Source organism: Arthrobacter sp. CDRTa11 (genome assembly GCF_026427775.1).
Classification (GTDB): domain Bacteria; phylum Actinomycetota; class Actinomycetes; order Actinomycetales; family Micrococcaceae; genus Arthrobacter.
The window spans coordinates 5,104,848-5,131,026 of record NZ_CP044532.1 but is presented as its reverse complement, the minus strand read 5'-3'; the positions used below and the strand labels follow the sequence as shown (position 1 = coordinate 5,131,026).

Here is a 26,179-nt window from a genome sequence, read left to right as displayed (position 1 = left end):
CATGAAGACCGATGAGCGCCACCGGCTGATCGGGGAACTCCTGCGCGAGCGGGCGGAAGTGAGCGTTGAGGACCTGACGGCGGCCTGCGACGCCTCAGGAGCAACCATCCGGCGCGATCTTGAAGTGCTCGCAGCGCACGGCGTTCTTCGCCGGATCCACGGCGGTGCAAGGAGCCTCATCGTGGGCGGGGAGAACCCCGGCTACGGTCAGCGTGAACTTGAAGACCAGGACATCAAACTGCGTATCGCTGCCGGTGTGGCCGGATTGCTGCGGGACCAGGAACGCGTGTGGTTGGACAGCGGCACAACCGCCACGGAAATCGCCAGGACCCTGCGGGGCCGGCAGCTGACCCTGATGCCCATGTCCCTGCGTTCCCTGAATGCGGTAACAGCCGAGGACCGGAATGCCGGGCAACGTCCCTCGCTGCTCCTGCCTGGCGGGAGCCTCGTCCCGGGCGAACTCTGCTTCCGGGGACCGATGGCGGAATCGAACATCAGGTCCCTCCGCTTTGACAGCGCTGTAGTCACACCCTGCGCCTTGAACCTCAAGGACGGGCTGCTGGCGCACGACCTGGACGACGCCGCGGTGAAGCGGGCCGGGCTGGAGTCTTCGGGGCGGGTGATTGTTGCCTGCGCTGGCTCCAAATGGAATGCCAAGGCGATGGCGCTGGTGGCCGAACTGGACCTCGTGGACGTGATCGTGACTGAAAAGGACCTTACTGTGCAGGAACTCGCGCAGCTCAACAACCTCTCGGTGGAAGTAGTGAATGTATGAGCATCAATACCAGCACCACAGCCGGACCGGCCCTGAAGGCAGCAGCAATAGCCACATTCGTGGTCTTCGGAATCAACGGCCTGGTTTTTGCCAGCTGGGCTGCCCGGATCCCCGCAGTGACCGAAACGCTGCATCTGACGTCGGGACAAATGGGCACGCTCCTGCTGTGCACAGCCATCGGTTCACTGATCGCACTGCCCACCGCAGGGCTCGTGGTGGGCAAGCTCGGGACGGCCAACACGGTACGCGCCGCGGGCGTCCTGGTAACGCTGTCAGGCGTCGGCATTGCCCTGTCACTCCTCGCTGAATCCGTTGCCGGCACCGCCGTTTGCCTGTTCTTCTTCGGAATCGGGATTGGTCTGTGGGATGTCGCCCAAAACATCGAAGGGGCCGACGTCGAACACCGGCTCAGGCGCACCATCATGCCGCAGTTCCATGCCGCATTCAGCGGTGGAGCGTTTGTGGGAGCGTTGATCGGTGCTGGCCTGTCCAACCTGGGAATTGGCCTGCCGGTTCACCTGTTGGTCATCGCCGGCGCCGTGGGCCTGGTGGCCCTGCTGATGCCGCGCTATTTCCTCCCTCATCTTCCCGCCGCTGTTCCTGCCGACGGTGAACCGAAGCCAGCCAAGGGGCCCTCTGCCTGGCGAGACAGCCGGACCCTGCTGATCGGGGTGGTGGTACTGGGAGCGACCCTGACCGAAGGTGCCGGCAATGACTGGATCGCCAAGGCCTCGGTAGACGGGCTCCACACCACAGAGTCCACGGGCGCCCTGATGTTTGCCCTCTTTGTCCTTGCCATGACGGCCATGCGCTTCTTTGGCGGCCGCGTGATCGACATTTATGGCCGTGTGGTTGTCCTGCGGGCCAGCATGGCGGCCGCAGCAGCCGGGCTTTGCCTGTTTGTGCTGGCCGGAAACGTGTGGCTTGCGGCAGTGGGAGCTGCGCTGTGGGGCGTCGGTGCCGCCCTGACGTTCCCCATGGGAATGTCCGCGGCGGCGGATGACCCAAAGCGCGCGGCTGCAAGGGTTTCCGTTGTATCCACTTTGGGGTATGTCTCCTTCCTGGCTGGGCCCCCGCTGCTCGGATACCTGGGGGACCTCACGGGAATCCACCTGGCGCTGCTGGCGATCCTCGCCCCCATCGTGGTGGCGCTCCTGCTTGCCGGGGCAGCCAAACCGCTGCCGTCCAAGTAGCTCCGGGCGGGATTCATCTCTGCCTGCGGCAGGTTTACCCGTAACGGGCTGCGAGGCAGGCGAAGGGCCGCGGAATCCGGCGGTATGGTGGGGACATGCGCAGGATGTGGGGCAGAAGCCCGGGCTGGATCAGTCGCTTTGACCGGCACCTGGTCCGGGCTGTTTCAGACTTCCCTGGCGGAAACCACGACACCTTTTTCCGCCGTCTCTCCGCGTCCGCCAACCACGGCAAGCTGTGGATGGGTGCGGCCGCGGTGATGGCTGCCTTTCCCGGAAAGCCGCGGCGGGCCGCACTGCACGGACTCATCGCGCAGGCTGTGGCGTCGGCCGTGACCAATATAGGGTTCAAGACCCTGCTGCCGCGGGCCCGTCCGCTGCCGGAACACCTTCCTGTTTTCCGGTTTGTGCATCCCCAGCCCACCAGTTCGTCTATGCCGTCCGGACATTCCGCATCGGCGATTGCATTCGCGGTGGGGGCAGGCCTGGTCAGACCGTCGCTGGGCATGGCCCTGGCCCCGGTGGCGGCTGGGGTTGCCTACTCACGGGTCCATACCGGCGCACACTGGCCGTCCGATGTCCTGTTCGGTTCCGCCATCGGGGCGGGGGCAGCACTCATCACCCGAAAGTGGTGGCCGGTCCGTCCTCCCTTCCCTGAAACCGCCCGCAGCCGGACCTCAGCCCCGCAACTGCCCGGCGGTGACGGACTCAGCATTGTGGTGAACACGCTCGGTGGATCCTTTACGACTGAGACGGCGGTGGCACTCCAGGAAGTATTCCCAAAGGCGTACATAAATACTGTCGAGGCGGGAGAGAAGCTGGAGGAGGAGCTCCAGTCGACCGCCCGCTTTCCAGGAACCGTTGCGCTGGGAGTTTGGGGCGGCGACGGAACCGTTGGCACCGCGGCTGCTGCCGCGATCCAGCATTCGCTGCCCTTGCTGGTCCTGCCCGGAGGTACCCTCAATCACTTTGCAAGGGACGCCGGCACAGGGTCCCTCAAGGCGGCCCTGGCTGCCGCCGGGAGCGGGGAAGCGGCTCTTGCCGACGTCGGGATAGTTTCCGTGGAGCGGGGTCTTCCAGAAAACCCGGAGACTGCCGAGCTGGTGATGCTCAACACTGCGAGCATCGGCCTGTATCCGAATCTGGTGCGGCGCCGTGAGCAGCTGCAGCCGGCGCTGGGCAAGCCGCTCGCCGGAGTTGTGGCCATGTTCCGGACGTTCGCAGCCGGAACGCCCACCACGCTGAAGGTTGACGGGGTGAGGCGCAAACTCTGGATTGCCTACATTGGGCGCGGCCGGTACTACCCCAGGGACCATGCTCCCCTGGTGCGTCCGGTCCTGGATGACGGCGTCCTTGACGTCCGCATGATCACCGCCGACGAATTGTTCGCCCGGCTCCGCCTGCTCTGGTCCGTCCTGACCGGTACGGTGGCCACGTCGCGGATCACCCACCTGAGCGAGGCCACCAGCCTGCGCATTGAGTCCGGCGGTTCACCCATGGTGCTGGCCGTGGACGGCGAGGCACTGGCGGGAGTCCGCAGGGCTGACTTCCGGGTGGAACGGCATGCTCTGACGTACTACTCACCGATGTCCTGAGGGAAAACCTGTCCTGAAAATTGAAAAACGTGGTGCCGGCCTAACGGGAACAACAGCCAAAAGAGCTGGTGCCGGTCATCCATGCGGACTACCCTGATTCAACCCTGAATCATCCCTGAGACCGGCGAAATCGGCAGCTTCCGTCGGTAGCGTTGAGGATGCACACCAAAACTTCCCCGCATCCCGCAGCCCAAAGCTGCTGTTCGAAGGAACCTTCCCATGATCGAGGCAAAAGGCCTGACCAAGGTGTACGGCGAGAAGACCGCCGTCGCCGGAGTCGACTTCACCGTCCAGGCAGGACGGGTGACAGGCTTCCTGGGCCCCAACGGCGCCGGTAAATCCACCACCATGCGCATGATCATGGGACTGGACCGTCCGACGTCGGGCACGGTGACCGTCAACGGCGCACCGTTTGCCAGGCACGCCGCGCCACTGCGCGACGTCGGGGCGCTGCTGGACGCCAAGGCCGTCCACACCAGCCGCTCGGCTTACAACCACCTGAGGGCCATGGCCGCCACGCACAGCATTCCGAAGAAGAGGGTGCACGAGGTCATCGAAATGACGGGCCTGGCAGAAGTGGCCAAGAAGAAGGTGGGCGGCTTTTCGCTCGGCATGGGACAGCGGCTCGGAATTGCTGCTGCCCTGCTGGGGGACCCGCAGACCGTCATCCTGGACGAGCCCGTCAATGGCCTCGACCCGGAGGGTGTGGTCTGGGTCCGGAACCTGGTCAAGTACCTGGCCTCGGAGGGACGCACCGTGTTCCTGTCCAGCCACCTGATGAGCGAAATGGCTGTCACCGCGGACCACCTCATTGTGATCGGCCGCGGGAGGATCATCGCCGATGCGCCGATCCGGGACATTATCAACGGCAAGGGCCGGATCCGTACCCGCGTCCGGACTGACCAGCCGGACCAGCTGATGCAGCTGCTCGCAGGGGACGGTGTCTCCATTGAGCTGCAGGAAAACGAGCTGCTCGAAGTTACCGGCCTGGACCCGCGCCGGATCGCCCGCGCCGCGCTGGACAGCCACGTCATGATCTACGAACTGACCCCGCTGCAGGCAAGCCTTGAGGAGGCCTACATGGAGCTGACCAAGGATGAGGTCGAATACCACTCGCTGATCACCACGGGGGACACTGCTCCCGTCCAGTCCGGAGGCAACTGATTATGAGCTCAACCACCCTCGACCCCAAGCCTTCCCGCCGCGGGGCGCATGCGGGCGCCGTCGTTTCCGGAAAACTGCCCGGCGACGCCACCAGCACCGGCCCGGGCCCCTCCTTCCTCCGCGTGCTGAACTCCGAATTCATCAAGTTCCGCACCCTGCTCTCCACGCTCATCCTGCTCGGCTGCACCATCCTGGTAATGGTTGGCTTCGGAGCGCTCTCAGCCTGGGGTGTTGGCCAGTTCGCCGAGGAAGCATTGCGGGACCCGCAAGCCGCCGCAGCGCTTGCCGCCCAGGGCGGGGACCCGGCCATCACCGTCCCCACCTCCGCCATTCCGTTCGCCCAGCTCATCCTGGGATCGCTTGGCGTACTTCTGATGAGCTCCGAGTTCGCAACGGGGATGGCGCGCTCCACCTTTGCAGCGGTGCCGAAGCGGACGCCGGCCTTCATAGCCAAACTGCTGGTGGTGATGCTGACCGCGTTCATTGTCACCGCGGTCTCGGTGTACCTCGCTGGTTTGGTGGCCCTGCCAATCCTGGACAACTACGACCTCAAGCTGGACCTGTCCAGCTCCCAGTCGGTGAAGTTGCTGCTCGTCAACAGCGTCTACGTCGCAGCCGTTGCCGCTATTGGCATGGCACTGGGATCCCTGCTCCGGAACTCGGCCGGCGGCATCATGAGCCTCGTTGGCCTGTTCTTTGTGGCGCCGATTGCGTTCCAGCTGATTCCGGGCGACTTCTTTGTCCAGACACGCAAGTACCTGCCCGGCAATACGGTAGAGGCCATAACAGCCGTCCAGCACGCGCCCGACACCCTTGAAGTCTGGCAGGCGGCCCTGGTCCTGGGCGCCTGGGTGGTTATCCCGGTGGTGCTCGCCGCCGTCGTGCTGAAGAAACGTGATGTTTAGGCGGCCGCTCGCCTAGGCTCAACCCATGACCCATGCAGTACCTGTAAAGGACGCGCCGGCCGGCCAGGCCGACGCGTCCTTTGCCGAGATCACAGCCAAGCGCCGCGGCACGATCCGCCGCTACCTCTTCCAGCACCCCCGGGTGATGGACGGGCTGGTTGCCCTCAGCTATGCGCTGCTGGTGGCCCCCACGGTGGTGGATGCCGTGATGTCCGGCAGTTGGCTGGCAGCCGCCCTCCTCCTCATGGTGGCCGGAGCCATGTTCTTCCGGCGCTCGTACCCTGTGGCACTGGTGGCCTTTGTGGCCGTGATGGAAGTGGCCGTTACGCTTCTCCATCCCTGGGGCTCCAATGTTTCCGCCGGGCTATGGTTCTCGCTGTACGCGGTGGCAGTGGTGCACACGAGGCGGTTCGCTCTGATGACGCTGGCATTGGCTACGGCGCCGCTGGCCCTGCTGTACCTTCTGGCCGCCGTCGGCCCCATGGAAAATTCCTTTGTCCATGACCCGGGAGCCAATCCGGGGGACTTCCACCTCCTGACCAGCATCGCCACCGGTGCCACCATTGCGCTCTCCAACGTCATTGCCACCGGCATCGGAATCTCCGTGCGGCAGCGGCGGGAACACGAACAGGAAATCGCCGCCTGGGCGGCCCGCACGGCTAGCCTGGCCTCTGTCAACGAACGGAACCGGATCGCCCGCGAAATGCACGACGTCGTGGCGCACTCGCTGACGGTGATGATCAGCCTGTCGGACGGCGCCGCCGTCGTGGTCAGGAAAAGTCCCGACCGCGCCGGCGAAGTCCTCAGTGAGCTCTCCCGTACCGGCCGGATGGCCCTGGGCGACATGCGGCGGGTGCTGGGTGTCCTGCGGGACGACGCCCAGGGGAACGCGCCACGCCAACCGCTCGCATCAGGAGACAGCCTGGCCAAGCTGCTGGAGGGATTCCGCACGGCCGGCCTCCCTCTGCACTACTCGCACACCGGCCCTGCGCTGCCCCAGGATGCGGCGTTCCAGCTGACGGTCTACCGGATCGTGCAGGAATCCCTCACGAATGTGCTGCGGTACGGCCGCTCGCTCAGCCGCGTGGACGTGGGCATTGTCCGTGCCGGCTCAACCGTGACCATAGACGTGCTCGACGACGGCACCGGGCATGCCGCGCAGGGCTCTTCTGAACCTGGCGGAGCCGGCCCGGGTTCCGCGTTCGGACCGGGCCCGGGGCCCGGTGGTGGGCCCGGGCCCGGTGTGGGGCCCGGCATTGGTGTCGGGTCTGGCCAGGGGCTCGCGGGGATGGCGGAGCGGGCACGGATCTATTCGGGCACGGTGGAGGCCGGCCGGAGCGGACACGGCTGGCGGGTTCGGGCGCTGCTGACCTGGCCTGGTGACCGGGAGGCCGGGCAGCCCGGCAGGCCGGATTCCGCTGGCGGGGCACCTGTACAACCGCTCCCACCCAGCAACAGCCACATCCACCAGCCCCCCGGCCAAGAGCCTGAAATTCAACAGCCCCAAGTCCAAGAGCCCCAAATTCAACAGCAAGGCAAGGCATGACAGACTCCCAACCCATCACCGTCCTCCTGGTGGACGACCAGCCGCTGCTCCGAATGGGCTTCCGCCTCATCCTTGAAGGTGAGGATGATCTCGGGATCGTCGGCGAGGCCTCCGACGGCGCCGAGGCTGTGCGTCAGGTCCGTGAGCTTAACCCGGACGTTGTGCTGATGGATGTCCGAATGCCCGTCCTGGACGGCATCGAGGCAACACGTGCCATCACGGCGTCCGGGTCAGCGGCGAGGATCATCATCCTGACCACCTTTGATGTGGACGAGTATGCTTTTGCCGGCCTGCAGGCAGGCGCGTCCGCCTTCCTGCTGAAGGACGTGGCGCCGTCAGAGCTGATTCATGCCGTTCGCGTGGTGGCCAGCGGCGACGCGGTGGTGGCCCCGCGGGTCACCCAGCGGCTGCTGGAAACGTACGTCCGCGGTGCCCACAGGCCTGCCAACGCGGCAGCCCCACGGGATCCCCTCCTGGAGGACCTGACGCCCCGTGAAACGGAGATGCTGGAGGCCATGGCCGAGGGGCTGTCTAATGGTGAGATCGCACACCGCTATTTCCTGTCTGAAGCCACAGTCAAGACGCATGTCCGCAGGATCCTGACCAAACTCCACCTGCGGGACAGGGTCCAGGCCGTGGTGTATGCCTACGAGACAGGTCTGGTTGTCCCAAGCAACCCCGACTACTGACGCACAGCCCGTACACAGGAATGCCCTATGCACGTTACAGGCGTTAGCGGTTGGATGGAGGCATGACCAATCACGAGCCCCATCCCAACCACGACCGCGGCCTTGAGTTCGATCTGTCCACGCTCATGAGCCGCCGTTCGCTGGGAATGTTCCTCGGCGCCGGCGGCGCCGCCGCGGCATTGGCTGCCTGCACTCCCGGGGGATCATCGTCCGCCCCGGCCACATCGTCCGCCGCCGCTACAGAAACTGCCTCCGCAACCGGCTCTGTGGCGCCTTCTGCCAGTGCTACTCCCACCGTGACCCGGGCCATTGCCGAGTGTGGCGTGGAGATCCCCGAGGAAACGGCAGGACCCTACCCCGGCGACGGCTCCAACGGCCCCAATGTCCTGGAGGCCTCCGGAGTTGTCCGCCGGGACATCACCTCCAGCTTCGGGACGTCCGGCACCAAGGCCGACGGCGTGCCACTGACCTTCACCCTGACGCTCCTGGACAACTCCAACGGCTGCGTGCCCCTGGCCGGGGCGGCCGTCTACGCATGGCATTGCGACAAGGACGGCAAGTACTCGATGTACGATTCGGGCCTGACGGACGAGAACTACCTCCGCGGCGTCCAGGAAGCCGACGCGAACGGACAGGTCACCTTCACGTCAATCTTCCCGGGGGCCTACCGCGGACGCTGGCCGCACATCCACTTTGAAGTGTTTGAATCCATGAGCAACGCGGCGTCGGCCGGGCAGGTTCTGGCCGTTTCCCAAATCGCCCTCACCGATTCCTCCTGCCGTGACGTGTATTCCAGGACAGGCTACGAAGCCAGCGCCAGCAATTTCCCCAGCACCACCCTGCAATCGGACATGGTGTTCCGCGAGGACGGCGGCATCTACCAGCTGGCCACGATGTCAGGATCTGGTGCCACGGGTTATACGGCGGGGCTCAACGTCACCATCTAGCGCCGCAGGTGGGGCCGTGGCCCGGCACTAGACTCGAGACCATGCCTTTGCCTTCCACCGCCGCTGACCACATCCAGGACCTCGGCGCATATGTCAGCGCCTCGCCGTCGAGCTTTCATGCCGTCCACGAAGCGGCACGGCGGCTGGAGGAGGCCGGCTTCACGGGGCTCGACGAGCGGGATCCATGGGAGGCTCGGGCGGGATCGTTCTACATCATCCGTGATGGCGCCCTCATCGCCTGGGTGGTTCCGGAGGCGGCAGGCCCCACTACCGGCTTCAACATTGTGGGTTCGCACACGGATTCGCCGTCGTTCAAGCTCAAGCCGAAGCCCACCATTGGCGCCCACGGGTGGCTGCAGGCCGGGGTTGAAATCTACGGTGGTCCGCTGCTGAACTCCTGGCTGGACCGTGAACTGCGGCTGGCTGGCAGGCTGGTGATGCTGGACGGCACACAACACCTCACCGCCACCGGTCCCCTGCTGCGCTTCCCCCAACTGGCCATCCACCTGGACCGTGCGGTGAATGACGCCCTCACCCTGGACAAGCAGCGGCACATGAACCCGGTGTGGGGGCTCGGGGACCCGGCCGGGGTTGACCTGCTGGGAGTGCTGGCGGCCCACGTGTCCGGGGTCGGCTCTGTGAACGCGGCTGAGATCGGAGGGTACGACGTCGTTATTGCGGACACGCAGGCCCCTTCCGTTTTTGGCGCCAACAGTGAGTTCTTTGCCTCCGGGCGGCTGGATAACCTGTCCGCCACGCATGCCGGGCTGATGGCACTGATTGCGCACGGCGCCTCCGGCCCTGGGCCGGACGGGGCAGTGCCGGGCGGTACAGCGCCCATCGCCGTCCTGGCAGCGTTCGACCATGAGGAAATCGGCTCCAATTCCCGTTCCGGGGCCTGCGGTCCCATCCTCGAAGACGTGCTGGTCCGTATCTCCGACGGCCTTGGTGCGACGGCGAGCCAACGGCGTCAGGCCCTGGCGGCGTCGTTCTGTGTATCCGCAGACGCGGGCCACGCCGTGCACCCCAACTATGCGGAGCGGCACGATCCCGCCAATCATCCTGTGCTTAACGGCGGGCCCCTGCTGAAGATCAACGCCAACCAGCGCTATGCCACGGATGCCAACGGGGCTGCCTTCTGGGCGAAGCTGTGTGGCGAGGCCAAGGTGCCGTACCAGGAATTCGTCTCAAACAATGTGATGCCGTGCGGCTCAACGATCGGGCCTTTGACTGCGACGCGGCTGGGCATCCGAACGGTAGACGTTGGGGTGCCGCTGCTCTCGATGCATTCCGCCCGTGAGCTGTGCGGGGTGGAGGATCCGCACTGGCTGGCCAGGGTGGCGGAGCTGTTCTTCAGGACCTCGCCGTAGGACTTTTTCAGCAGGATTTCCGCACCACAAAGCTGGTGCGGATACCCACATAGTCGGCATGCTTTCCTAGTGCCCGGCTGCGGCCAAGCCTACGGTTGAACAATACGGATGCCCCGTGGGCATGCGGTCCATGGTTCCGGGCCGCATGGCGGAGAGACTCATAGTCTCGCCACCCGCTGGACACCGGTAACAACTATCTGAATGCGACAGCAGGTGCCGGGAAGCCGGTGCCGCTGGCAGGAAACGGGAGTGCAGACCCGGATCCTGCCGCTGCGTGGTTGTGCCGCGACTATGGAGCCGAAAAATGAAGTCTGCACCTGGATTGTTCTCCCGGCGGATCCTCAAGCAGGGTGTCCCTGCCCTGATCCTCGCACTGATTGTTTCGACGCTCTCCGTCGCGGCCGATCCGTCGCTGCTGGCTCCTGCCCGCGCCGCAGGTCCGTGCGATGCGCCGGTGGTCAGCAAGGTTGCCTGCGAGAATACCCAGCCCGGCAGCCCGGCGTCGGAGTGGCAGGTGGCGGGCGCGGGCAACAGCACCATCCAGGGCTATGCGACGTCGATGAGCGTCAACGTGGGTCAGACCGTCACCTTCAAGGTCAAGACGACGGCCTCCGCGTACCGGATCGACATCTATCGGCTGGGCTACTACCAGGGGCTTGGTGCCCGCAAAGTCGCTCCCAACATTCTTCCTTCGGTACCCCTGCCGCAGGCCCAACCGAACTGCGCCACGTTCCCGGCAACAGGCCTGATTGACTGCGGAAACTGGGCTGTTTCCGCCTCCTGGCCGGTGCCGGCGTCGGCGGTATCAGGGGTCTACCTGGCCCGGCTGGTCAGGACGGACAACAGTGCCGCGAGCGTTATTCCGTTCGTCGTCCGCGACGACGCCGCAAAGTCGGACATGTTGTTCCAGACGTCCGACTCGACCTGGCAGGCCTACAACACCTACGGCGGCAACAGCCTGTACAGCTGCACCGTTGCCTGCCCGCCGGGCAATCCGCTCGCCTACAAGGCAGCCTTCAAAGTGTCCTACAACAGGCCATTCAATTCGGCGCTGGATGACCAGGGCCGCAGCTGGCTGATGTACGCCGAATATCCCATGATCCGGTTCATGGAGGCGAACGGCTACGACGTGAGCTACATGAGCGGCCTCGATGTTGCCACCAAAGCTCCGCTGCTCCTCAACCACAAAGCATTCCTGTCCGTCGGTCACGATGAGTATTGGTCCGGCGAGCAGCGCGCGAACATTGAAGCCGCCCGGGATGCCGGAGTGCACCTGGCCTTCTTCAGCGGCAACGAGATGTTTTGGAAAACGAGGTGGGAACCCAGTTCTGACGGAAGCAACACGGCGGGCCGCACCCTTGTGTCGTATAAGGACACCCACTTTGATGGCAACACGGATCCGGTCTCTTGGACGGGTACGTGGCGAGACCCCCGGTACGGGACAGCAAGGGGCGGCGGCAATCCCGAGAATGCCGTAACCGGCCAGTTGTTCCTGGTGAACTCAGGGACCACGGACATCGTAGTGCCATCGGCCTTCAAGCACCTCCGGCTCTGGCGCGGAACCTCCATTCCCGGCATGGCAAACGGTGCCTCAGTAACACTGGGTGCCGGGTTGGGGACCCTTGGCTATGAGTGGGACATCGACGCAGACAACGGCTTCCGCCCACCTGGTGCATTCCGTCTGTCCCACACCAACAGCACTAACGCCGAGATATTCACGGACTACGGATCCCGTACGCTGAACGGTCAAGCGGCAACCCACAACCTCACGATGTACAAGGCCAGCAGCGGCGCCTTGGTCTTCGGTGCCGGCACGGTTCAATGGTCCTGGGGGCTGGATGCCTTCACCACGGGCAAGGCAATTGACCCGAACATGCAACAGGCCACGGTCAATCTTTTTGCCGACATGGATTCCCAGCCGGCCACGCTCATTGCTGGCCTGACCGCTGCCCAGCCCTCCGTAGATGCCACCGCCCCAAGCTCGACGGTCACATCTCCGGCGCCGGGTGCGACTCTGCCGGACGGCACCCTTGTCACGGTAACGGGGACAGCCACCGACGCCGGGGGCGCCGTGGCGGGGGTGGAGGTTTCCACCGACGGCGGAACCACCTGGCGCCGTGCGAACGGCACCACCAACTGGACGTACTCCTGGAACGCTCATGGCAGCCCGACGTCAGTGCTGCGCTCCAGGGCAGTGGACGACAGTGGCAACCTGGAATCCGGTTCCCCCGGAGTCGTGGTCAATGTCTCCTGCCCCTGCTCGCTGGTGGGTGCGAACGTGGCTCCGGCAGTGGCGGACGCGGGCGATTCCGGGTCCATTGAAGTAGGCGCCAAGTTCTACTCCGATGTACCCGGAACCATCAGCGCTGTCCGGTTCTTCAAGTCCAGCCGGAACACCGGCACCCATACGGGAAGCGTGTGGAGTGAATCCGGGCAAAGGCTGGCCACGGCGACCTTCACGGGGGAATCGGCCACTGGGTGGCAAACTGCTGCCTTGACTCCGCCGCTCGCGATCACGGCGAACACAAAATACGTGGTGTCCTACTTCGCCCCGCAGAGCCACTACGCCCAGGACTCAGGCTACTTCTACAACAACCCCTCGCCTTCCGGGGGGATCAACGCCACGGACAGCGCACCCCTGCACTTCACGCGCAGCGTCCCGGGCGCGCCTAACGGTTTCTACAGGTACGGCTCGACTTCAGGGTTCCCAGACCAGATTTACGACGCCGAGTACTACTGGGTTGACGCGCTCTTCAGTCCTACGGGGACAGCAGCGCCCGCGGTATCCTCCGTGTCACCCTCCAGCGGTGCAACCGGGGTTGCCCTGACGATCAAGCCTTCAGTGACATTCAACCAAGCCGTCACTGGGTCATCGATAGCGTTCACACTCAAGAACCCGGCAGGTGCCACGGTGGCGGGTTCACTGGCATACGACTCTCCCACAAACACGGCCGTCTTTACGCCGGCAAGTGCCCTCGCTTATGGGACCACCTATACGGCCACAGTTAGCGGCGCCAGGAACGCAGCCGGGCAAACCATGGCCCAGCCCTACTCCTGGACGTTCACGACGGCGGCCGCCCCGACGGCCCCGACAGTGTTGTCTGTGTCGCCGGGGGACAAGGCAACGGGCGTGGCAGTGAACGTTAAGCCCGCAGCAACCTTCAACCAGGCCGTCACCGGTTCCTCCGTGGTGTTCGGACTGAAGGACGCGGCCAATAATACTGTCGCTGGTTCTTCTGCCTTTGACTCCGCCTCAAATACAGCCACTTTCACGCCCTCGGCGGCCCTGGCCTACAGCACCACGTATACGGCGACAGTCAGCGGCGCCACCAACGCTTCCGGCCAGACAATGGTGGCCCCTTACTCTTGGACGTTCACGACGGCGGCGGCCCCGGCCCCGTGCCCGTGCACGGTCTTCAGCGCGACGTCCGTTCCCGCCGTTGCGTCCGAGAATGATGCCAACGCGGTGGAAGTGGGCATGAAGTTCCGCTCCGACGTGCCAGGCAGCGTCAACGGAGTCCGCTTCTACAAGGGAACCACCAACACGGGCACGCACACCGGACATCTCTGGTCCGCCACTGGGACGCTCCTTGCCTCTGTTACCTTTGCAGGCGAGACGGCGTCCGGCTGGCAGCAGGCGAACTTCTCCACCCCTGTGGACATTACGGCGAATACGACCTATGTGGTGTCCTACCATGCACCCAACGGGCACTACTCGGCGAACAGCGGCTTCTTTGGAACCTCAGCGGACAGGGCTCCGCTGCACGGGCTCGCCAGCGGCACCGACGGGCCCAACGGCGTGTATCGGTACGGGGCCTCCGGCTACCCCACGGCCAGTTTCAACAACACGAATTACTGGGTGGACGTGGTCTTCAGCACAACACCGTCAGAGGTGCCGCCCTCAGTGACATCCGTGACACCGGCGAACAATGCTGCAGACGTGGCGGTCGCGGTGAAGCCGACGGCGGCGTTCAACCAGGCGGTGACCGCTTCTTCGGTGGTCTTCACAGTAAAGGATGCCGCAAACGCCGCGGTGGCCGGAACCACCGCGTACGACGCCGCCACCAACACGGCGACGTTTACGCCGTCCGCCGCCCTTTCCTACAACACCACCTACACGGCCACCGTCAGTGGGGCCTCAAATGCGGCCGGCCAACTCATGGGCGCACCCTACTCCTGGACATTCACCACCACCGCGGTTCCTGTGCTCCCGGCTGTCTCCTCGACGTCTCCGGCAAACAACGCCACCGGTATACCGGCAGATGTGAAGCCAGCGGCGACGTTCAACCAGGCCGTGACGGCCTCCTCAGTGACCTTCACCCTCAGGGATGCCGCCAACGCGGCCGTGGCGGGGACCGTGGCCTACGATTCGGGTACCACCACGGCCACGTTCACGCCGGGGGCGGCCCTGGGCTTCAACACCACCTATACGGCGACTGTCAGCGGCGCCAGGAATGCCGCCGGCCAGACGATGAGCGCACCGCACTCCTGGACATTCACGACCGCGGCGGCGCCCGTGGCCTGCCCGTGCTCGGTATTCACTCCCAATGCTGTCCCCGCGACGGTATCCACCGAGGACAGCAACTCGGTGGAACTCGGAATGAAATTCCGTTCGGATATTACGGGAACGGTGACCGGCGTCCGCTTTTATAAGGGCAGCGCCAACACCGGGACGCATATCGGGCACCTATGGACCTCCACTGGGACACTCCTGGCATCCGTGACATTTGAGGAGGAGACCGCCTCAGGGTGGCAGCAAGCACTCTTCTCGTCACCGGTACCGATCGCTGCGAACACCACGTACGTGGTCTCCTACTTCGCGCCGGAGGGGTTCTACTCCTCCAGCAGTGGATTCTTTTCCTCCGCCACAGACCGGGCCCCTCTGCATGGGCTCGCCAGCGGCGTGGACGGCCCCAACGGGGTTTTCCGCTACGGTGCTGCTGCCTTCCCGATGGACAGTTTCAACAACACCAATTACTGGGTGGACGTCATCTTCAGCACGGGCACCGCGGGTGCTGCGCCTGCGGTGGTGGCAGTCTCGCCCGCCAATAACGCCACGTCGGTGCCGGAGAGCGTGAAACCGACGGCCACCTTCAATCAGGCCGTAACCGGATCTTCCGTGGTGTTCACCCTGAAGGATGCTTTTGGCACAGCGGTGGCGGGTTCAGCAACCTACAGCGCATCCACAAATACCTCCACCTTCTCTCCGGCGTCGGTGTTGCCGTTCAGCACAACGTTCACGGCGACTGTCAGCGGCGCCACAAACGCCTCCGGCACAGCTATGAGTGCACCGTTTTCCTGGAGTTTCACCACCAAGGCAGCCCCGGCTGCCTGCCCTTGCAGCGTTTTCAGCCCCACAGCCGTGCCCGCCACGGTGAACACCAACGACAGGAAAGCGGTGGAAGTGGGGATGAAGTTCCGGTCAGATGTGGCCGGCACGGTGACAGGAGTCCGGTTCTTCAAGGGCAGCTCCAACAGCGGCACGCATACAGGACACCTGTGGTCGTCATCAGGGGCCTTGCTGTCCTCCGTCACCTTTGTCGGCGAGACGGGTTCGGGCTGGCAGCAGGCGATGTTCTCCTCGCCAGTGCCTATCGCAGCCAACACAACCTACGTGGTGTCCTATCACACGACCGTCGGCTTCTACTCATCGACGAAGGATTACTTCAGCAGTGCGTCTACCGATAATCCTCCGCTGCACGGGCTCGCGAGCGGGGTGGACGGGGCGAACGGGGTATACCGCTACGGCAGCACGGGCTTCCCCACTGACAGTTTCAAGAACACAAACTACTGGGTCGACGTCGTTTTCAGCCGTTCGTAGCCAGCTATGTGGAACCAGGTGCAGCGAATGAGTCTGGCTAAGAAGTGGGTGGCTTTGGCGATCGCCTATGTCTTGGCGGTCAGCGCGGCGGGCTGCTCGGCTGTCCCAAACGACGAAGGCGCGCAGAAAACGCCCGCTGCGACTCCATCCGCGTCATCCCCGTCCACAGGCGGGACGCGCCCCGTCCCGCGTACAGAACCGGCCGGCGCGGCGAACGAATTCCAGACGATGTCCGGACTGGGAGTCAATGCCAACGTCCACAGCTGGAATAACGGGGAACTAAAACCGGCCATCGACAAAATCGCGGACCTGGGCGAGGTGACCTGGCGGGTCATCATCGACAAAGCGGACTGGGAAACGGAGGAAGTTCCCGGCGGCACAGAAACCATCGACTGGGCCCTTTACTCCTCCATCTATGAGCGCGGCAAGATGGCCGACCTTTGGGACACCATCGAGTACATCAATTCCAAGCCGGACCAGCAGGTCATGATCAACGTCATGGGCGGAGTGCCCGGCTGGATGGGCGGCAACCGGATCGATGAATCCCGTGAAGACCACTGGGTTCGGATGATCGCCTCGATGGTGGCGTACGGCCGTGAAGTCCGGGGCCTGGACTTCAAGCTCCTCGGCCCCATGAATGAGACGGACTGGAATGGCATTGAAGGTCCCCAGGTTGGGCCCGAGCAATACGTGCGGCTCCTCCACAAGCTCATAGTCCGCCTGGACGGGCTGGGCTTTTCGGATATCCGTCTCGCAGCGCCGGATACGGCGTCCGCCGCCAAGGCCGTCTCGGAGTACCTCCCTGTCCTGGCCCAGGACCCCCTGGTGATGTCCCGGTTGGCACACATCGCCATCCATAGCTATGACGGTGATTCCGCCGGGATGGAGAGTGCCCTGCGCAGGGCAGCCAACCCAGGGCCAGACTTCTGGGTTACCGAGTTTTCCGGTCCCTGCCCTGGCTGTGACGCCGGATCGCCCAACCCCATGGACTGGTCATCCGCCGCGGCAACGGCTGCCGACGCTCTGAATCTCCTGGAGCAGGGCGCCGCAGGGCTGCAGCAGTACGACGCCTGGGATGGCTATTACGAACACCACGAAAGCATGGGCTACTGGGGCCTGCTCGGCTATGACCAAGGGACGGGAAAGTACACACCCCGCAAAACCTATTACGTCATGCAGCAACTGATCAGGCATACCCCAAGGAACGCCGTCCGGATTGCGGCCTCTTCCGCGGACGAAGGTATCCAGGTTGTTGCCTTCCGCGACCAGACGACGGGGCGCATCACGTTTTTCGGCAACAACACCTCCGACCGTCCAGTGGAGGCGAGGCTGGACACGCCCGGGATAAGCCAGGACGTGCAGCTCGCGAGCTACGCCACGGACGCCACCCGGGACATGGAGTCCGGCGAGCCTGCCGTGCTGGCGGACGGATCAGTCACTTATACGGCCGCTGCCGGCTCCGTCTTCACCTTGACCGGAATACCCTCGAAAGGCTAGGCACTATGACCCTGTCAGGCTCCCTTCGAAGCCTCTTGCAGCCCGCGGCCCTGCTACGGCCGGAACGACAACGCCCTGTCCTTGCCAGGAACCGCGGACTCGCTGTGCGGCCTGGCCAAGGGCAAAGGGTGAGGCTCGGGGGCGTACCCGTCACACTGCTCGAAGCCGAGGACGCGCTGGAGGTCATCCTTGAGCGGGCGCGGAACGGCGGACGCCAGCCTCTGGCAGTCGCCTCCGCAAATCTTGACCATGTGAAGCACTTCGGCCAGGACAGCCGGTGGGAGGCCACCTTGGATCTCCAGGCAGCGGTGGAATGGTTCACGCTCCTGGACGGATCGCCGCTGGTCTCCCAAGCCGCGAAGCTCACCATGCGGAAGTGGCCGCGGCTTTCCGGCAGTGACCTCATCAAGCCAATATTGAACGCCGCCGAAACTGCAGGACTACGGGTTGGCTTCATCGGGGGAACACCCCAGTGCCACGGCCAGATTCGCGAAAAATTCGCCAGGGACCATCCGGACCTCATGGTGGCCGGCTGGTGGGCACCGGAGCGGACGTCCCTCACAGACCCGATCGCTTCCCGGGCTTTGGCGGCGGAAATTTTAGAAGCCAGGACGGACATCCTGGTGGTCTGCCTTGGCAAGCCCCGGCAGGAACTTTGGATCTCCGAATTCGGCCACTTGACGGGGGCGAAGGTGATGCTCGCCTTTGGCGCGGTGGTGGATTTCCTTGCGGGCAGGATACGCAGGGCTCCCGCCCGGGTCAGCAACCTCGGCTTGGAATGGGCCTGGCGGCTCGCGCTGGAGCCCCGGCGGCTCGCACGCCGCTACCTGCTGGACGGTCCCGAAGCCTATCTCAAACTTCGGCGCAACAGCGGGATCACGGGGGAAGGCGCCACCGGGGAGCCCATCCTGCATGTTCCCATCCCGGCAACTGGCACCGCGGAACCTCCACGGCGGGAAGAATTTTCTTCGCACTTGGAGCACACGGACGTTGCCGTGCTCATCGTCACCTATAACAGCGAGAATGATCTTCCCCTGTTGCTTCAAACCCTCCGTGCAGAAACGCGGGATCAGTCGATCAAGGTGATCGTGGCTGACAATTCGCCGACGCCGTCCACTCTGTTGCTGCTCAAGCATCACGCCAACGTCTATTCCTTTGCCACGGGAGGCAACCTGGGATATTCAGGCGGGATCAATGCGGCCCTGGCCCAGGCCGGCACCGCCGAGGTGTATCTGGTGCTGAATCCGGACATGAGGGTCGAACGGGGTTCCATACAGGCGCTGCGGACGAAGATGGCATTAACCGGGGCAGGGGTGGTGGTGCCGCTGCTCCTTGACGACGACGGTTCCGTCTATCCGTCCCTGCGGCGTGAGCCCGGCGTCTTCCGTGCCCTGGGCGATGCCCTGATGGGCAGCAGGCTGCCAGGCAGGCCTGGATGGCTATCTGAAATGGATTTCGATGGGGAAAGCTACCGGCATCCTCACAGGGTGGACTGGGCAACAGGTGCAGCCCTTCTCATCCGCCCGGACATACTCCATTCCGTGGGCCAATGGGACGAGTCGTTTTTCCTGTATTCCGAAGAAACCGACTTCCTGCGCAGGGTCCGCGAAGCGGGAGCTTCAGTGTGGTTCGAGCCTCGGGCGCGGATGCGGCATTGCAGGGGTGGCTCCGGCAGTTCCCCTGCCCTGGACGCCCTTATGGCCATCAACCGCATCAGGTACATCCGGAAGTTTCACTCGCGGAGCTACGCGCGCGCCTTCCGGGCCGTCGTCGTGCTTTCCGCCCTGCTGCGTTCGCCGCGGCGCCAGGGAATCCTGGCCGCAGTAAGCAGGGAAAAGAGGTGGGCGCAACTGCCTCAGGCCGCACGCTACGGCAAGCCCAATGGCGGCGCCGCCATGCCTGCCGGTGCCGTAATCATTCCGGCCCACAACGAGGCTGCGGTGATCGGCAGGACGCTGGAGTGCCTGGCGCCGTTCCTGGGACTCAAGGATCTGGAGGTGGTGGTGGCCTGTAACGGATGTACGGACGAAACGGCCGCCGTGGCCTCGTCGTTTCCAGGCGTCAAGGTACTGTCAATCCCCGAAGCGTCCAAGGTGGCGGCCCTCAACGCCGCGGACAACGTGGCCACACGATGGCCGCGCCTCTACCTGGACGCTGATATCGACATACCAGAATCAGCCATTTCGACTCTCTTTGAGTGTCTGGACGGGGACGGTCTGTTGGCCGCACGGCCCACGTCCCGCTACGTCACTGATGGCGCATCCTTTACGGTCCGCTGCTACTACCGGGCGCGCCAGCGGATTCCCTCTACACAGGAAGGCTTATGGGGCGCCGGATCCTACGCACTGACGGAGGAGGGCCACCGGAGACTCGGGACTTTTCCCGAGGTAACAGCGGATGATTTCTACGTTGATGGACTGTTCAAAGAGGGCGAAAAGCGTGTCATACCGACAGAGCCGGTACGTGTGCGGACTCCGCAGACCGGCCGGTCACTGCTCGCTACCCTGAGGCGTGTCTACCGTGGCAACACCCAGTTGGATCGTCGCGGCACACGTTCAGCCACGGCGTCGGAACTGCTCAGGTCCGTGCACGGTCCGGTCAGTGCATTTGATGCCTGTGTCTATGCCGCTTATGCGGGTCTGGGACGGGTCCGGCCCCGCACGCAAACACTATGGGAACGCGACGAAAGCAGTAGGTCGACACAATGTTGAACAACGTGGACCATATCCTGCTCACCCGCTTCAACCTTCCTTCCAACGGATATGAAAGTATGGTTCGGGCGCGGGAGGGGTGGCTGCGCAACCGGGTGGAGCTATTCGAACGGTACTGCCTGCCGTCCGTCCGATCCCAGTCGGATAAGCGCTTTAAGTGGATCATCTACTTTGATCCGCTGAGTCCCGATTGGATGAAGGAACGGATCACTGAACTGAACCGTGACGGCCTCTTTATACCGGTTTACCGGCACGAGGTACTCAGGGGCCAGCTCATCAGTGACCTCAAGGCGGCAGTCGGAACGCCGGCAGGGTATCTGCTCACCTCCAATCTGGATAACGACGACGGCGTTGCCTCTGATTTCACGGCACGCCTGCGGTCCGTTGTGCCCGACGGCAGGACCGCCGCAATATATTTGCTGCATGGCCTGATCATGTCCGGAGGCGGTGTCTACCGCCATACGGACCCCAGCAATGCCTTCTGTTCAGTTCTTTCACCCTGGCCAGCGCCGCAAACATGCTGGGCGGAATGGCACAACCAGCTGGAACGCACCATGCCGGTTATCCGACTGGATGGGCCGCCCGCCTGGCTCCAGGTGGTCCACGGATCCAATGTCAGTAACAGGGTTCACGGCAGGCGCGTATCACCAACAAGGTTCCTGGATGCCTTCCCTGGCCTTCTTGATGAGCTTGCCGACCCCACTCTTGGCCAGCTCCTGGCGGACCGTGCGGCCCTTTTTCCGGCACGTATGGCACGCGATGCCGGCCGGAAGGCTGCGAAGACAGTGGTCCGGACAATTTCAGGCCCTGAGGGAATTGACGAATTCAAACTCCGTGCTGCTTTCCTTATGCGAAAAGTGTCAAAGGCTATGAAAGGAGCCCGAAACGGATCACTATAAAGTCAGCCAATCTTCGATGAGCGTTAATCGGAGAGTAGAGGAAGACTGGGGGCAGACTATGTGGTTGCGTGACATGTTGCTTAGCTTGTGGCGGCTTTGGTATGTAGTGCTGGCGGGGCTATTGGCCACGGCCTACGTTTGTTACATTCTGAACCAAACCGTGCCGGCAACGTACACTGCCCGGGGCAGCCTGGTAATGATGCCGCCGAATTCCACCGTGGGACCGGATGGTAATCCGTTTCTTTTCCTCGGCGGAATGAGCCAGGCATTGGACATTCTTGCCGTCAAAGTTTCTTCGGAAGAAATCGCGAAACCAATTGTGGATTCGTACCCGGACACGTCCTATGTTGCCGAACCCGACCGGAGCACCAGCGGATCGGTGCTCCTCATCAGGGTGGCCTCTGGCAATGCAAGTGACATTATGGCGGTGCTGGAGTCCAGCGTTGCGGCCGTCCCTGCTGTACTGACGGGCATGCAGGATGCCCAGAATATTCCACCAGACTCCCGCCTTCGGCTGATGACGCTTGTTGTGGACACGGAGCCCAAGGAAGAGACGAAAACGCGCACCGCGGCCGTCATGGGTGCGGGCGGCGTGGGGGTGGCCTTGACGGTCCTGCTGACCGGCTTTGTCGACGGCCGGATGCTGGCGCGGAGGCTACGAAAGGAAATCGAATCTCCCAGCGGATCGAGACGTGAAGCGTCGCGGTCGCGCCGACGTGTGAAGGACAAAGCAGCAGGGAGCGAAGGGGCCACAGATGTGAACCTGCCGGAATCCGATCCTGCTGCGGCCGCGCACGCTGAGGTACCGTCAGGCGACGGGACCGGGCCGGCCAGAGACCGGACCCCGGCTAAGTCCAAGGCCTAGCGTCTCATGCATAAACTCACCCGCGGGAGACCAACGGCATGACCGCCGGAGAACTCCTTGGCATCATGTGGCGGCGCTGGTACATCGTGGTAGCCGGCTTGATCCTGACGATGTGGGGCAGTTCATCGCTGGCCGCGGTAGAGCGTACGTACTGGGTCGAAGTCCAACTGGTCTTTATCCAGCCGGGATCTGCCTCCGTTGCAAACGTCTCGGATCAGATTGTTCCGTCCCTGATTAACTTCGCCGGCATCGTCCAGCGCCGGGTGACCGAGACCGGGAACCCTGCGGAGTTGCCGTCGTCGGGCGCAACCCTCTACGGGAGCGGCGTTCGGGAGGGATACTCGATCACCTTGCCCAACAGCGGAACGCAGTGGGCAGCGAGCTACTCCACTCCGATCCTCGTTGTGCAGGCAGTAGGCCGCAGTCCGGAAGCTGCCCGTGAAACCTTGGACCGTGTCCTGGCTGAAGTGGATGTGGCCGCAACTGAGCTTCAAAATGCCCAAGGCGCGCCACCGGAATCGCATGTCTTCATAGAACGCTCGCCGGCTACGCCTCAAGTGATTGATGTTGGTGGCACCAAGATTGGACAACTGAAGGGAATGGCCGCCCTCGCCGGAGTGGGGCTGGCCATGACCGGCTCCGGTGCTGTGGGATTCGATCGCATGATGCAGAAAAGAAGGCCGGCACCTGCCGTCCCGGAGCGGCCATGAGTCACCAACAAGCAATCCCGAACAGGTCAATGGGCCGACTGCCAAGGCAAGCTTCCGGCTGGGATGCAGTGACTGTGCTGACTTTAGGAATGCTGCTGACCTGTGCCTTTCCCTCATCCTTGAGCATCGCCGCTTTGGGACCGCTGGGGCGGCCGGGAGTGCTGTGGTTCCTCGGCGCGGTTCTTTGGTGGGAATGGTCCCAGCTGCAACGGCCCTTTCCGTCCGTAGCGCAGCTCAAACCGGTCCGGCGTTGGCTTTTTGTTTTCCTCGGAGTGATCCTGGTCAGCTATGCCCTCACCAACTTCGTTGGGCTGGCTGCGCTGGAGGCCCGCGCAGCAGACAGCGGATTGATCAGGGCGTTAAGTTGGATTGGGATCCTCCTCATTGCCAACGACGGGATTACGGACCGGTGGAGGCTTCTGGTGTTTCTGCGCCGGGTTGCCCTCATTGGCGCGTTGATGTCCACACTTGGGCTAGTACAGTTCGCCACTGGCCAGTCGATCGTTTCTGACATTAACATCCCCGGTTTCACCTCGGGTTCCGAGTCCGGAAATGTCCAAAGCCGGGCGGGGTTCCTCCGCGCGGCAGGAACGGCGTCACATCCGCTGGAGTATGGAGTGGTCCTATGCATGTCCCTTCCCCTGGCCATTACCCTGGCGCTGAACGAGTTCAAGAGGGGTTCGGTGCGGCGCTGGCTGTCAGTGGGCGCAATACTAGTGGCTTCGGCACTGTCCGTTTCCCGCTCAGCTCTGATCGGAATTGCGGCGGCCATCATCGTATTGTTCCCCAGCTGGTCCAAGACAGTCCGCATCCGCGCGGGACTCGCGGCAGTGGCCGGCGTTGGAATGATGTATCTTCTGGTACCCGGCATGGTTGGCACAGTCCGTGGCCTCTTTACAGGGCTTTCCGAGGATGCCAGCACGGCATCGCGCACGAACAGCGTTTCCGCCGCCCTGGAAGTTGCTGCGCGGACGCCTGTGATGGGGCGCGGCCTCGGCACTTTCCTGCCTGAATATAGAATTCTGGACAACCAATACCTGCTACTCCTGGTTGAACTGGGCGCGGCGGGCCTGATCTCTTTTATCCTCCTGATTGGTGCCGGCATCTACTGCTGTGAACGGGCCCGGCGGCGGTTTGCGGATCGGCTCATGAAGCAGTTGAGTGTTGCTGTCATGGCTTCCCTGACTGCGGGCGCCCTCACCTTCGCATTTTTCGATGCATTCAGCTTCCCGATGTCCGCGGCCTATATGTTCCTGATGCTGGGGATTGCAGGGGCACTTTGGCGCATTGCCACGGTGGAAGACAGCGCCCGACAGGCCGGGGAATGGAACGCCGGTGACCACAGCGGGGCCATTGCGCAGCTAAAAACCCCTGGCGGTGCGGGCAAAGAAGGCCCGGCAGAGCTCCGTCAGCCGGGCCGGCTTCCGGATGAGCCGCCACAGGATGCGCCCCGCGTTCTGTGATATCTCAACGGCCAGGCCGGGGAGCCGGTCATCCCGATCCAGATGGCAGTCAAAATGTCCGGCGATGTGCCTGACAGGGACCCGAAGGCCCACGATCTCATTGAGCACGTTCCCGCCGTGAATAACCTGAAGCCACATAGGGTGGCGCGTCCGGACATTCCTGACAGGGCCCCGCTCATCAACGCGGTAATGATGTTCCAGAAACACTGTCTGGGGCGGCGATTCCAAGCACGATGCCTCCAGCAGCGACAGAAACGGATTCTTTGTATAAGGCCGCAGATACGCCCGTTTGGCTGCGTACTGCGCCCCGCTGACAAGGTTGATGAATTCGAAGTCCTGGCAGTCAAAACAGGACTGGATCACACGGACGAAGTCCCTGGACACAGCGTCGTCGTTATCTACGCGGGTGGTCAGGATATACGGCGCGCTGGTGCGTGCGGCGATGGCCTGTGACACGGTTTCCGCGCTGAAGGAACCGTGGACGTACACCGCCTCGAAGTTGCCGGGTGCATCCCTGGCCACTTCCCGTTGAAACCACTCCGGGCTCTGATCGTCAAAGAACACCAGCCAAGTGAAGGAATCGACGTTTTGCTTCGACAGGGTCGGCAGGCAGTATGTCCGGAAGAGATCCAGCCGGCTCCGCAGCCACTCCTCACTGGGTTCGCCTGTGTGGTAGAAGCTGCGCACATTAAAGCGGGTCAACACGAAGTGGGCTGCCTTGCCATTGGCGATCCGGGGTGCTTCGAGGGCCTCATTCGCCATGACCGGCCTCCTGCATCCCAAGCCCGGCAACATCCGGTACTGGAAACCCAGGGCGATGGCCGTAAACCGCAAGCTCGATCTCCGCGGCCACGGCTGCCTGCGCCGGACCCCAACCACTCCGGGCACTGGCCGCCAAGGCAGCCAGGTCTGTTGCATTGAGGGGGGACATTACGGCACGAGACAGGGCATCGGCCAAGCCCGCGGGTGTGGGCGGTGCCCACCTGACGTGTCGGTTGGGCAGGCCCATGCGTGCGAGCGGTGAATCATTGGCCACGGGCTGCATACCCGCCGCCAGCATCTCTTCAGGGACCAGCGACACGTTGGTGAACGACAGAGCCAAACCGGCTGCAGACTTGTTGTAAAGCACGTTGAGTTCCGCCGGCGAGAGTTTTCCCACATAACGGTGGGGAACATCCCACTTGGCGATCCTGTCGCCAAAGACTGTTATTGGCTGGTCCGGGTGGCGGCGGTGGAACTCTGCCAGCGCAAGTTGGGCCAGCATGGAACCGCGCCGATCTACGCCTGGCCTGGAAAAGAATGCCACGCCTGATCTGGGTCCAAAATTCTTGAGGGTGTATACGCCCGTGTCACAACCAAACGGAGCCACCGCAGCATTGGCGCCTGTTTCACGGAGAAGCAGCTCCTGCACCATGTTCCCCACGGCGATATGGCGGAACCCGAACCGATAAGTATCCTCGGCCAAGGCGTAAAGACTTCCGCGAGGATAGAAAAAAGGCTCATAGTCCTGGATGAAATAAATGCGGTGCTGTGTTCCATTTCCCCTGCGGGCGAGTACATGGGCAGTCTCCCACGAGCTGGCAAAGCACACGTCGTAGCCGTCAAGCCTGTCCGGAACGTACCTAATTTCCGCCGACATGTGCGGCCAATGCCGCCTGATGATGCTGGTGTCGAAGTCCAGGTTGGATCCATGGCGGTTGTAGAGAAGGACAGTGCAGCTGTGACCGCGATGCTCTAGGCCTTCCACCATTCTGAACAGGGTGGTATGGCCACCGCTGCCAGGTGCCGGAGGGGTGCAGAGCCACGCGATGCGCAGCGGTCCGTCAGTGCGCCCATGAGGTTGGCACCCGGGCGTAAGCACTCGAGAGTCGGCGATATCGCCGGCCAGCAGGGGGAAATCCAGATCGGCCGTACGGAACTCGGTGGCAATCCAGTGCGTGAAGCGCCGCGCGAGGCGCTGATTAACGTCCCTGAGGCCGTTGGTCCGCAGCCGGGAGAAGCCCCGTGACGCCAGCGTCCAAGTGTGGCTCAT

At 63.5% G+C, this 26,179-nt stretch carries 18 protein-coding genes; 16 read left to right on the top strand and 2 right to left on the bottom strand.

The genetic code is table 11. The features are described 5' to 3' along the window. Window position 1 precedes the first annotated feature (1 nt). The 16 genes from F8G81_RS23375 (at window position 2) to F8G81_RS23300 (ending at window position 24,147) form a co-directional block, all read left to right on the top strand. Window positions 2-775, top strand: a complete 774-nt coding sequence (locus tag F8G81_RS23375; RefSeq protein WP_267276986.1) for a DeoR/GlpR family DNA-binding transcription regulator — start codon at window positions 2-4, stop codon at window positions 773-775. Then, a complete protein-coding gene (locus F8G81_RS23370; RefSeq protein ID WP_267276985.1) occupies window positions 772-1,968 on the top strand; it encodes an MFS transporter in 1,197 nt (398 codons plus the stop codon). The genes F8G81_RS23375 and F8G81_RS23370 overlap by 4 nt, the downstream gene beginning before the upstream one ends. Window positions 1,969-2,063: 95 nt before the next feature. Continuing rightward, window positions 2,064-3,560 (top strand): bifunctional phosphatase PAP2/diacylglycerol kinase family protein, encoded by a 1,497-nt coding sequence (locus tag F8G81_RS23365; protein ID WP_267276984.1) that lies wholly within the window; start codon window positions 2,064-2,066, stop codon window positions 3,558-3,560. 219 nt (window positions 3,561-3,779) lie between these two features. Then, the gene (locus tag F8G81_RS23360) at window positions 3,780-4,724 is read left to right on the top strand and encodes an ABC transporter ATP-binding protein (protein WP_267276983.1); all 945 of its coding nucleotides are present in this window, start codon (window positions 3,780-3,782) and stop codon (window positions 4,722-4,724) included. Between the two features lie 2 nt (window positions 4,725-4,726). After that, a complete protein-coding gene (locus tag F8G81_RS23355) occupies window positions 4,727-5,629 on the top strand; it encodes an ABC transporter permease (protein ID WP_267276982.1) in 903 nt (300 codons plus the stop codon). Between the two features lie 25 nt (window positions 5,630-5,654). After that, window positions 5,655-7,175 carry a sensor histidine kinase gene (locus F8G81_RS23350; protein ID WP_267276981.1) on the top strand — a complete coding sequence of 507 codons (1,521 nt, stop codon included), beginning with the start codon at window positions 5,655-5,657 and terminating at the stop codon, window positions 7,173-7,175. Continuing rightward, window positions 7,172-7,864 (top strand): response regulator, encoded by a 693-nt coding sequence (locus F8G81_RS23345; protein ID WP_267276980.1) that lies wholly within the window; start codon window positions 7,172-7,174, stop codon window positions 7,862-7,864. Before F8G81_RS23350 ends, F8G81_RS23345 begins: the two co-directional genes overlap by 4 nt. 62 nt (window positions 7,865-7,926) lie before the next feature. Continuing rightward, on the top strand, window positions 7,927-8,811 hold the full coding sequence (locus tag F8G81_RS23340; RefSeq protein WP_267276979.1) for an intradiol ring-cleavage dioxygenase: 885 nt from the start codon (window positions 7,927-7,929) through the stop codon (window positions 8,809-8,811). A gap of 41 nt (window positions 8,812-8,852) precedes the next feature. Further along, complete coding sequence (locus F8G81_RS23335) at window positions 8,853-10,181, top strand: M18 family aminopeptidase (protein ID WP_267276978.1); 1,329 nt, start codon at window positions 8,853-8,855, stop codon at window positions 10,179-10,181. Window positions 10,182-10,485: 304 nt separating this feature from the next. After that, on the top strand, window positions 10,486-16,002 hold the full coding sequence (locus F8G81_RS23330) for a DUF4082 domain-containing protein (RefSeq protein ID WP_267276977.1): 5,517 nt from the start codon (window positions 10,486-10,488) through the stop codon (window positions 16,000-16,002). Between the two features lie 27 nt (window positions 16,003-16,029). Continuing rightward, the gene (locus F8G81_RS23325; RefSeq protein WP_267276976.1) at window positions 16,030-17,499 is read left to right on the top strand and encodes a glycosyl hydrolase; all 1,470 of its coding nucleotides are present in this window, start codon (window positions 16,030-16,032) and stop codon (window positions 17,497-17,499) included. Window positions 17,500-17,627: 128 nt separating this feature from the next. Then, window positions 17,628-20,210, top strand: a complete 2,583-nt coding sequence (locus F8G81_RS23320; protein ID WP_267276975.1) for a WecB/TagA/CpsF family glycosyltransferase — start codon at window positions 17,628-17,630, stop codon at window positions 20,208-20,210. After that, window positions 20,204-21,109: a glycosyltransferase gene (locus F8G81_RS23315; RefSeq protein ID WP_267276974.1), complete on the top strand. Its 906-nt coding sequence runs from the start codon at window positions 20,204-20,206 to the stop codon at window positions 21,107-21,109. The genes F8G81_RS23320 and F8G81_RS23315 overlap by 7 nt, the downstream gene beginning before the upstream one ends. A gap of 58 nt (window positions 21,110-21,167) precedes the next feature. After that, window positions 21,168-21,974 carry a hypothetical protein gene (locus tag F8G81_RS23310; protein ID WP_267276973.1) on the top strand — a complete coding sequence of 269 codons (807 nt, stop codon included), beginning with the start codon at window positions 21,168-21,170 and terminating at the stop codon, window positions 21,972-21,974. A gap of 38 nt (window positions 21,975-22,012) precedes the next feature. Beyond that, on the top strand, window positions 22,013-22,684 hold the full coding sequence (locus tag F8G81_RS23305; RefSeq protein WP_267276972.1) for a hypothetical protein: 672 nt from the start codon (window positions 22,013-22,015) through the stop codon (window positions 22,682-22,684). An 89-nt stretch (window positions 22,685-22,773) separates the two neighbouring features. After that, on the top strand, window positions 22,774-24,147 hold the full coding sequence (locus tag F8G81_RS23300; protein ID WP_267276971.1) for an O-antigen ligase family protein: 1,374 nt from the start codon (window positions 22,774-22,776) through the stop codon (window positions 24,145-24,147). On the opposite strand, the gene F8G81_RS23295 is transcribed toward F8G81_RS23300, so the two are convergent. Both F8G81_RS23295 and F8G81_RS23290 read right to left on the bottom strand, forming a co-directional pair. Continuing rightward, window positions 24,046-24,909 carry a glycosyltransferase gene (locus F8G81_RS23295; protein ID WP_267276970.1) on the bottom strand — a complete coding sequence of 288 codons (864 nt, stop codon included), beginning with the start codon at window positions 24,907-24,909 and terminating at the stop codon, window positions 24,046-24,048. The genes F8G81_RS23300 and F8G81_RS23295 overlap by 102 nt on opposite strands. Then, on the bottom strand, window positions 24,899-26,179 hold the full coding sequence (locus F8G81_RS23290) for a glycosyltransferase family 1 protein (RefSeq protein WP_267276969.1): 1,281 nt from the start codon (window positions 26,177-26,179) through the stop codon (window positions 24,899-24,901). Before F8G81_RS23290 ends, F8G81_RS23295 begins: the two co-directional genes overlap by 11 nt.

Coding starts and splice junctions, on each gene's coding strand:
- F8G81_RS23300 (WP_267276971.1), top strand. CDS start 22,774: ATGCTGCTGACCTGTGCCTTTCCCTCATCCTTGAGCATCGCCGCTTTG.
- F8G81_RS23350 (WP_267276981.1), top strand. CDS start 5,655: ATGACCCATGCAGTACCTGTAAAGGACGCGCCGGCCGGCCAGGCCGAC.
- F8G81_RS23355 (WP_267276982.1), top strand. CDS start 4,727: ATGAGCTCAACCACCCTCGACCCCAAGCCTTCCCGCCGCGGGGCGCAT.
- F8G81_RS23315 (WP_267276974.1), top strand. CDS start 20,204: ATGTTGAACAACGTGGACCATATCCTGCTCACCCGCTTCAACCTTCCT.
- F8G81_RS23330 (WP_267276977.1), top strand. CDS start 10,486: ATGAAGTCTGCACCTGGATTGTTCTCCCGGCGGATCCTCAAGCAGGGT.
- F8G81_RS23325 (WP_267276976.1), top strand. CDS start 16,030: ATGAGTCTGGCTAAGAAGTGGGTGGCTTTGGCGATCGCCTATGTCTTG.
- F8G81_RS23340 (WP_267276979.1), top strand. CDS start 7,927: ATGACCAATCACGAGCCCCATCCCAACCACGACCGCGGCCTTGAGTTC.
- F8G81_RS23310 (WP_267276973.1), top strand. CDS start 21,168: ATGTGGTTGCGTGACATGTTGCTTAGCTTGTGGCGGCTTTGGTATGTA.
- F8G81_RS23375 (WP_267276986.1), top strand. CDS start 2: ATGAAGACCGATGAGCGCCACCGGCTGATCGGGGAACTCCTGCGCGAG.
- F8G81_RS23290 (WP_267276969.1), bottom strand. CDS start 26,179: ATGAGCCACACTTGGACGCTGGCGTCACGGGGCTTCTCCCGGCTGCGG.
- F8G81_RS23345 (WP_267276980.1), top strand. CDS start 7,172: ATGACAGACTCCCAACCCATCACCGTCCTCCTGGTGGACGACCAGCCG.
- F8G81_RS23365 (WP_267276984.1), top strand. CDS start 2,064: ATGCGCAGGATGTGGGGCAGAAGCCCGGGCTGGATCAGTCGCTTTGAC.
- F8G81_RS23295 (WP_267276970.1), bottom strand. CDS start 24,909: ATGGCGAATGAGGCCCTCGAAGCACCCCGGATCGCCAATGGCAAGGCA.
- F8G81_RS23370 (WP_267276985.1), top strand. CDS start 772: ATGAGCATCAATACCAGCACCACAGCCGGACCGGCCCTGAAGGCAGCA.
- F8G81_RS23335 (WP_267276978.1), top strand. CDS start 8,853: ATGCCTTTGCCTTCCACCGCCGCTGACCACATCCAGGACCTCGGCGCA.
- F8G81_RS23360 (WP_267276983.1), top strand. CDS start 3,780: ATGATCGAGGCAAAAGGCCTGACCAAGGTGTACGGCGAGAAGACCGCC.
- F8G81_RS23305 (WP_267276972.1), top strand. CDS start 22,013: ATGACCGCCGGAGAACTCCTTGGCATCATGTGGCGGCGCTGGTACATC.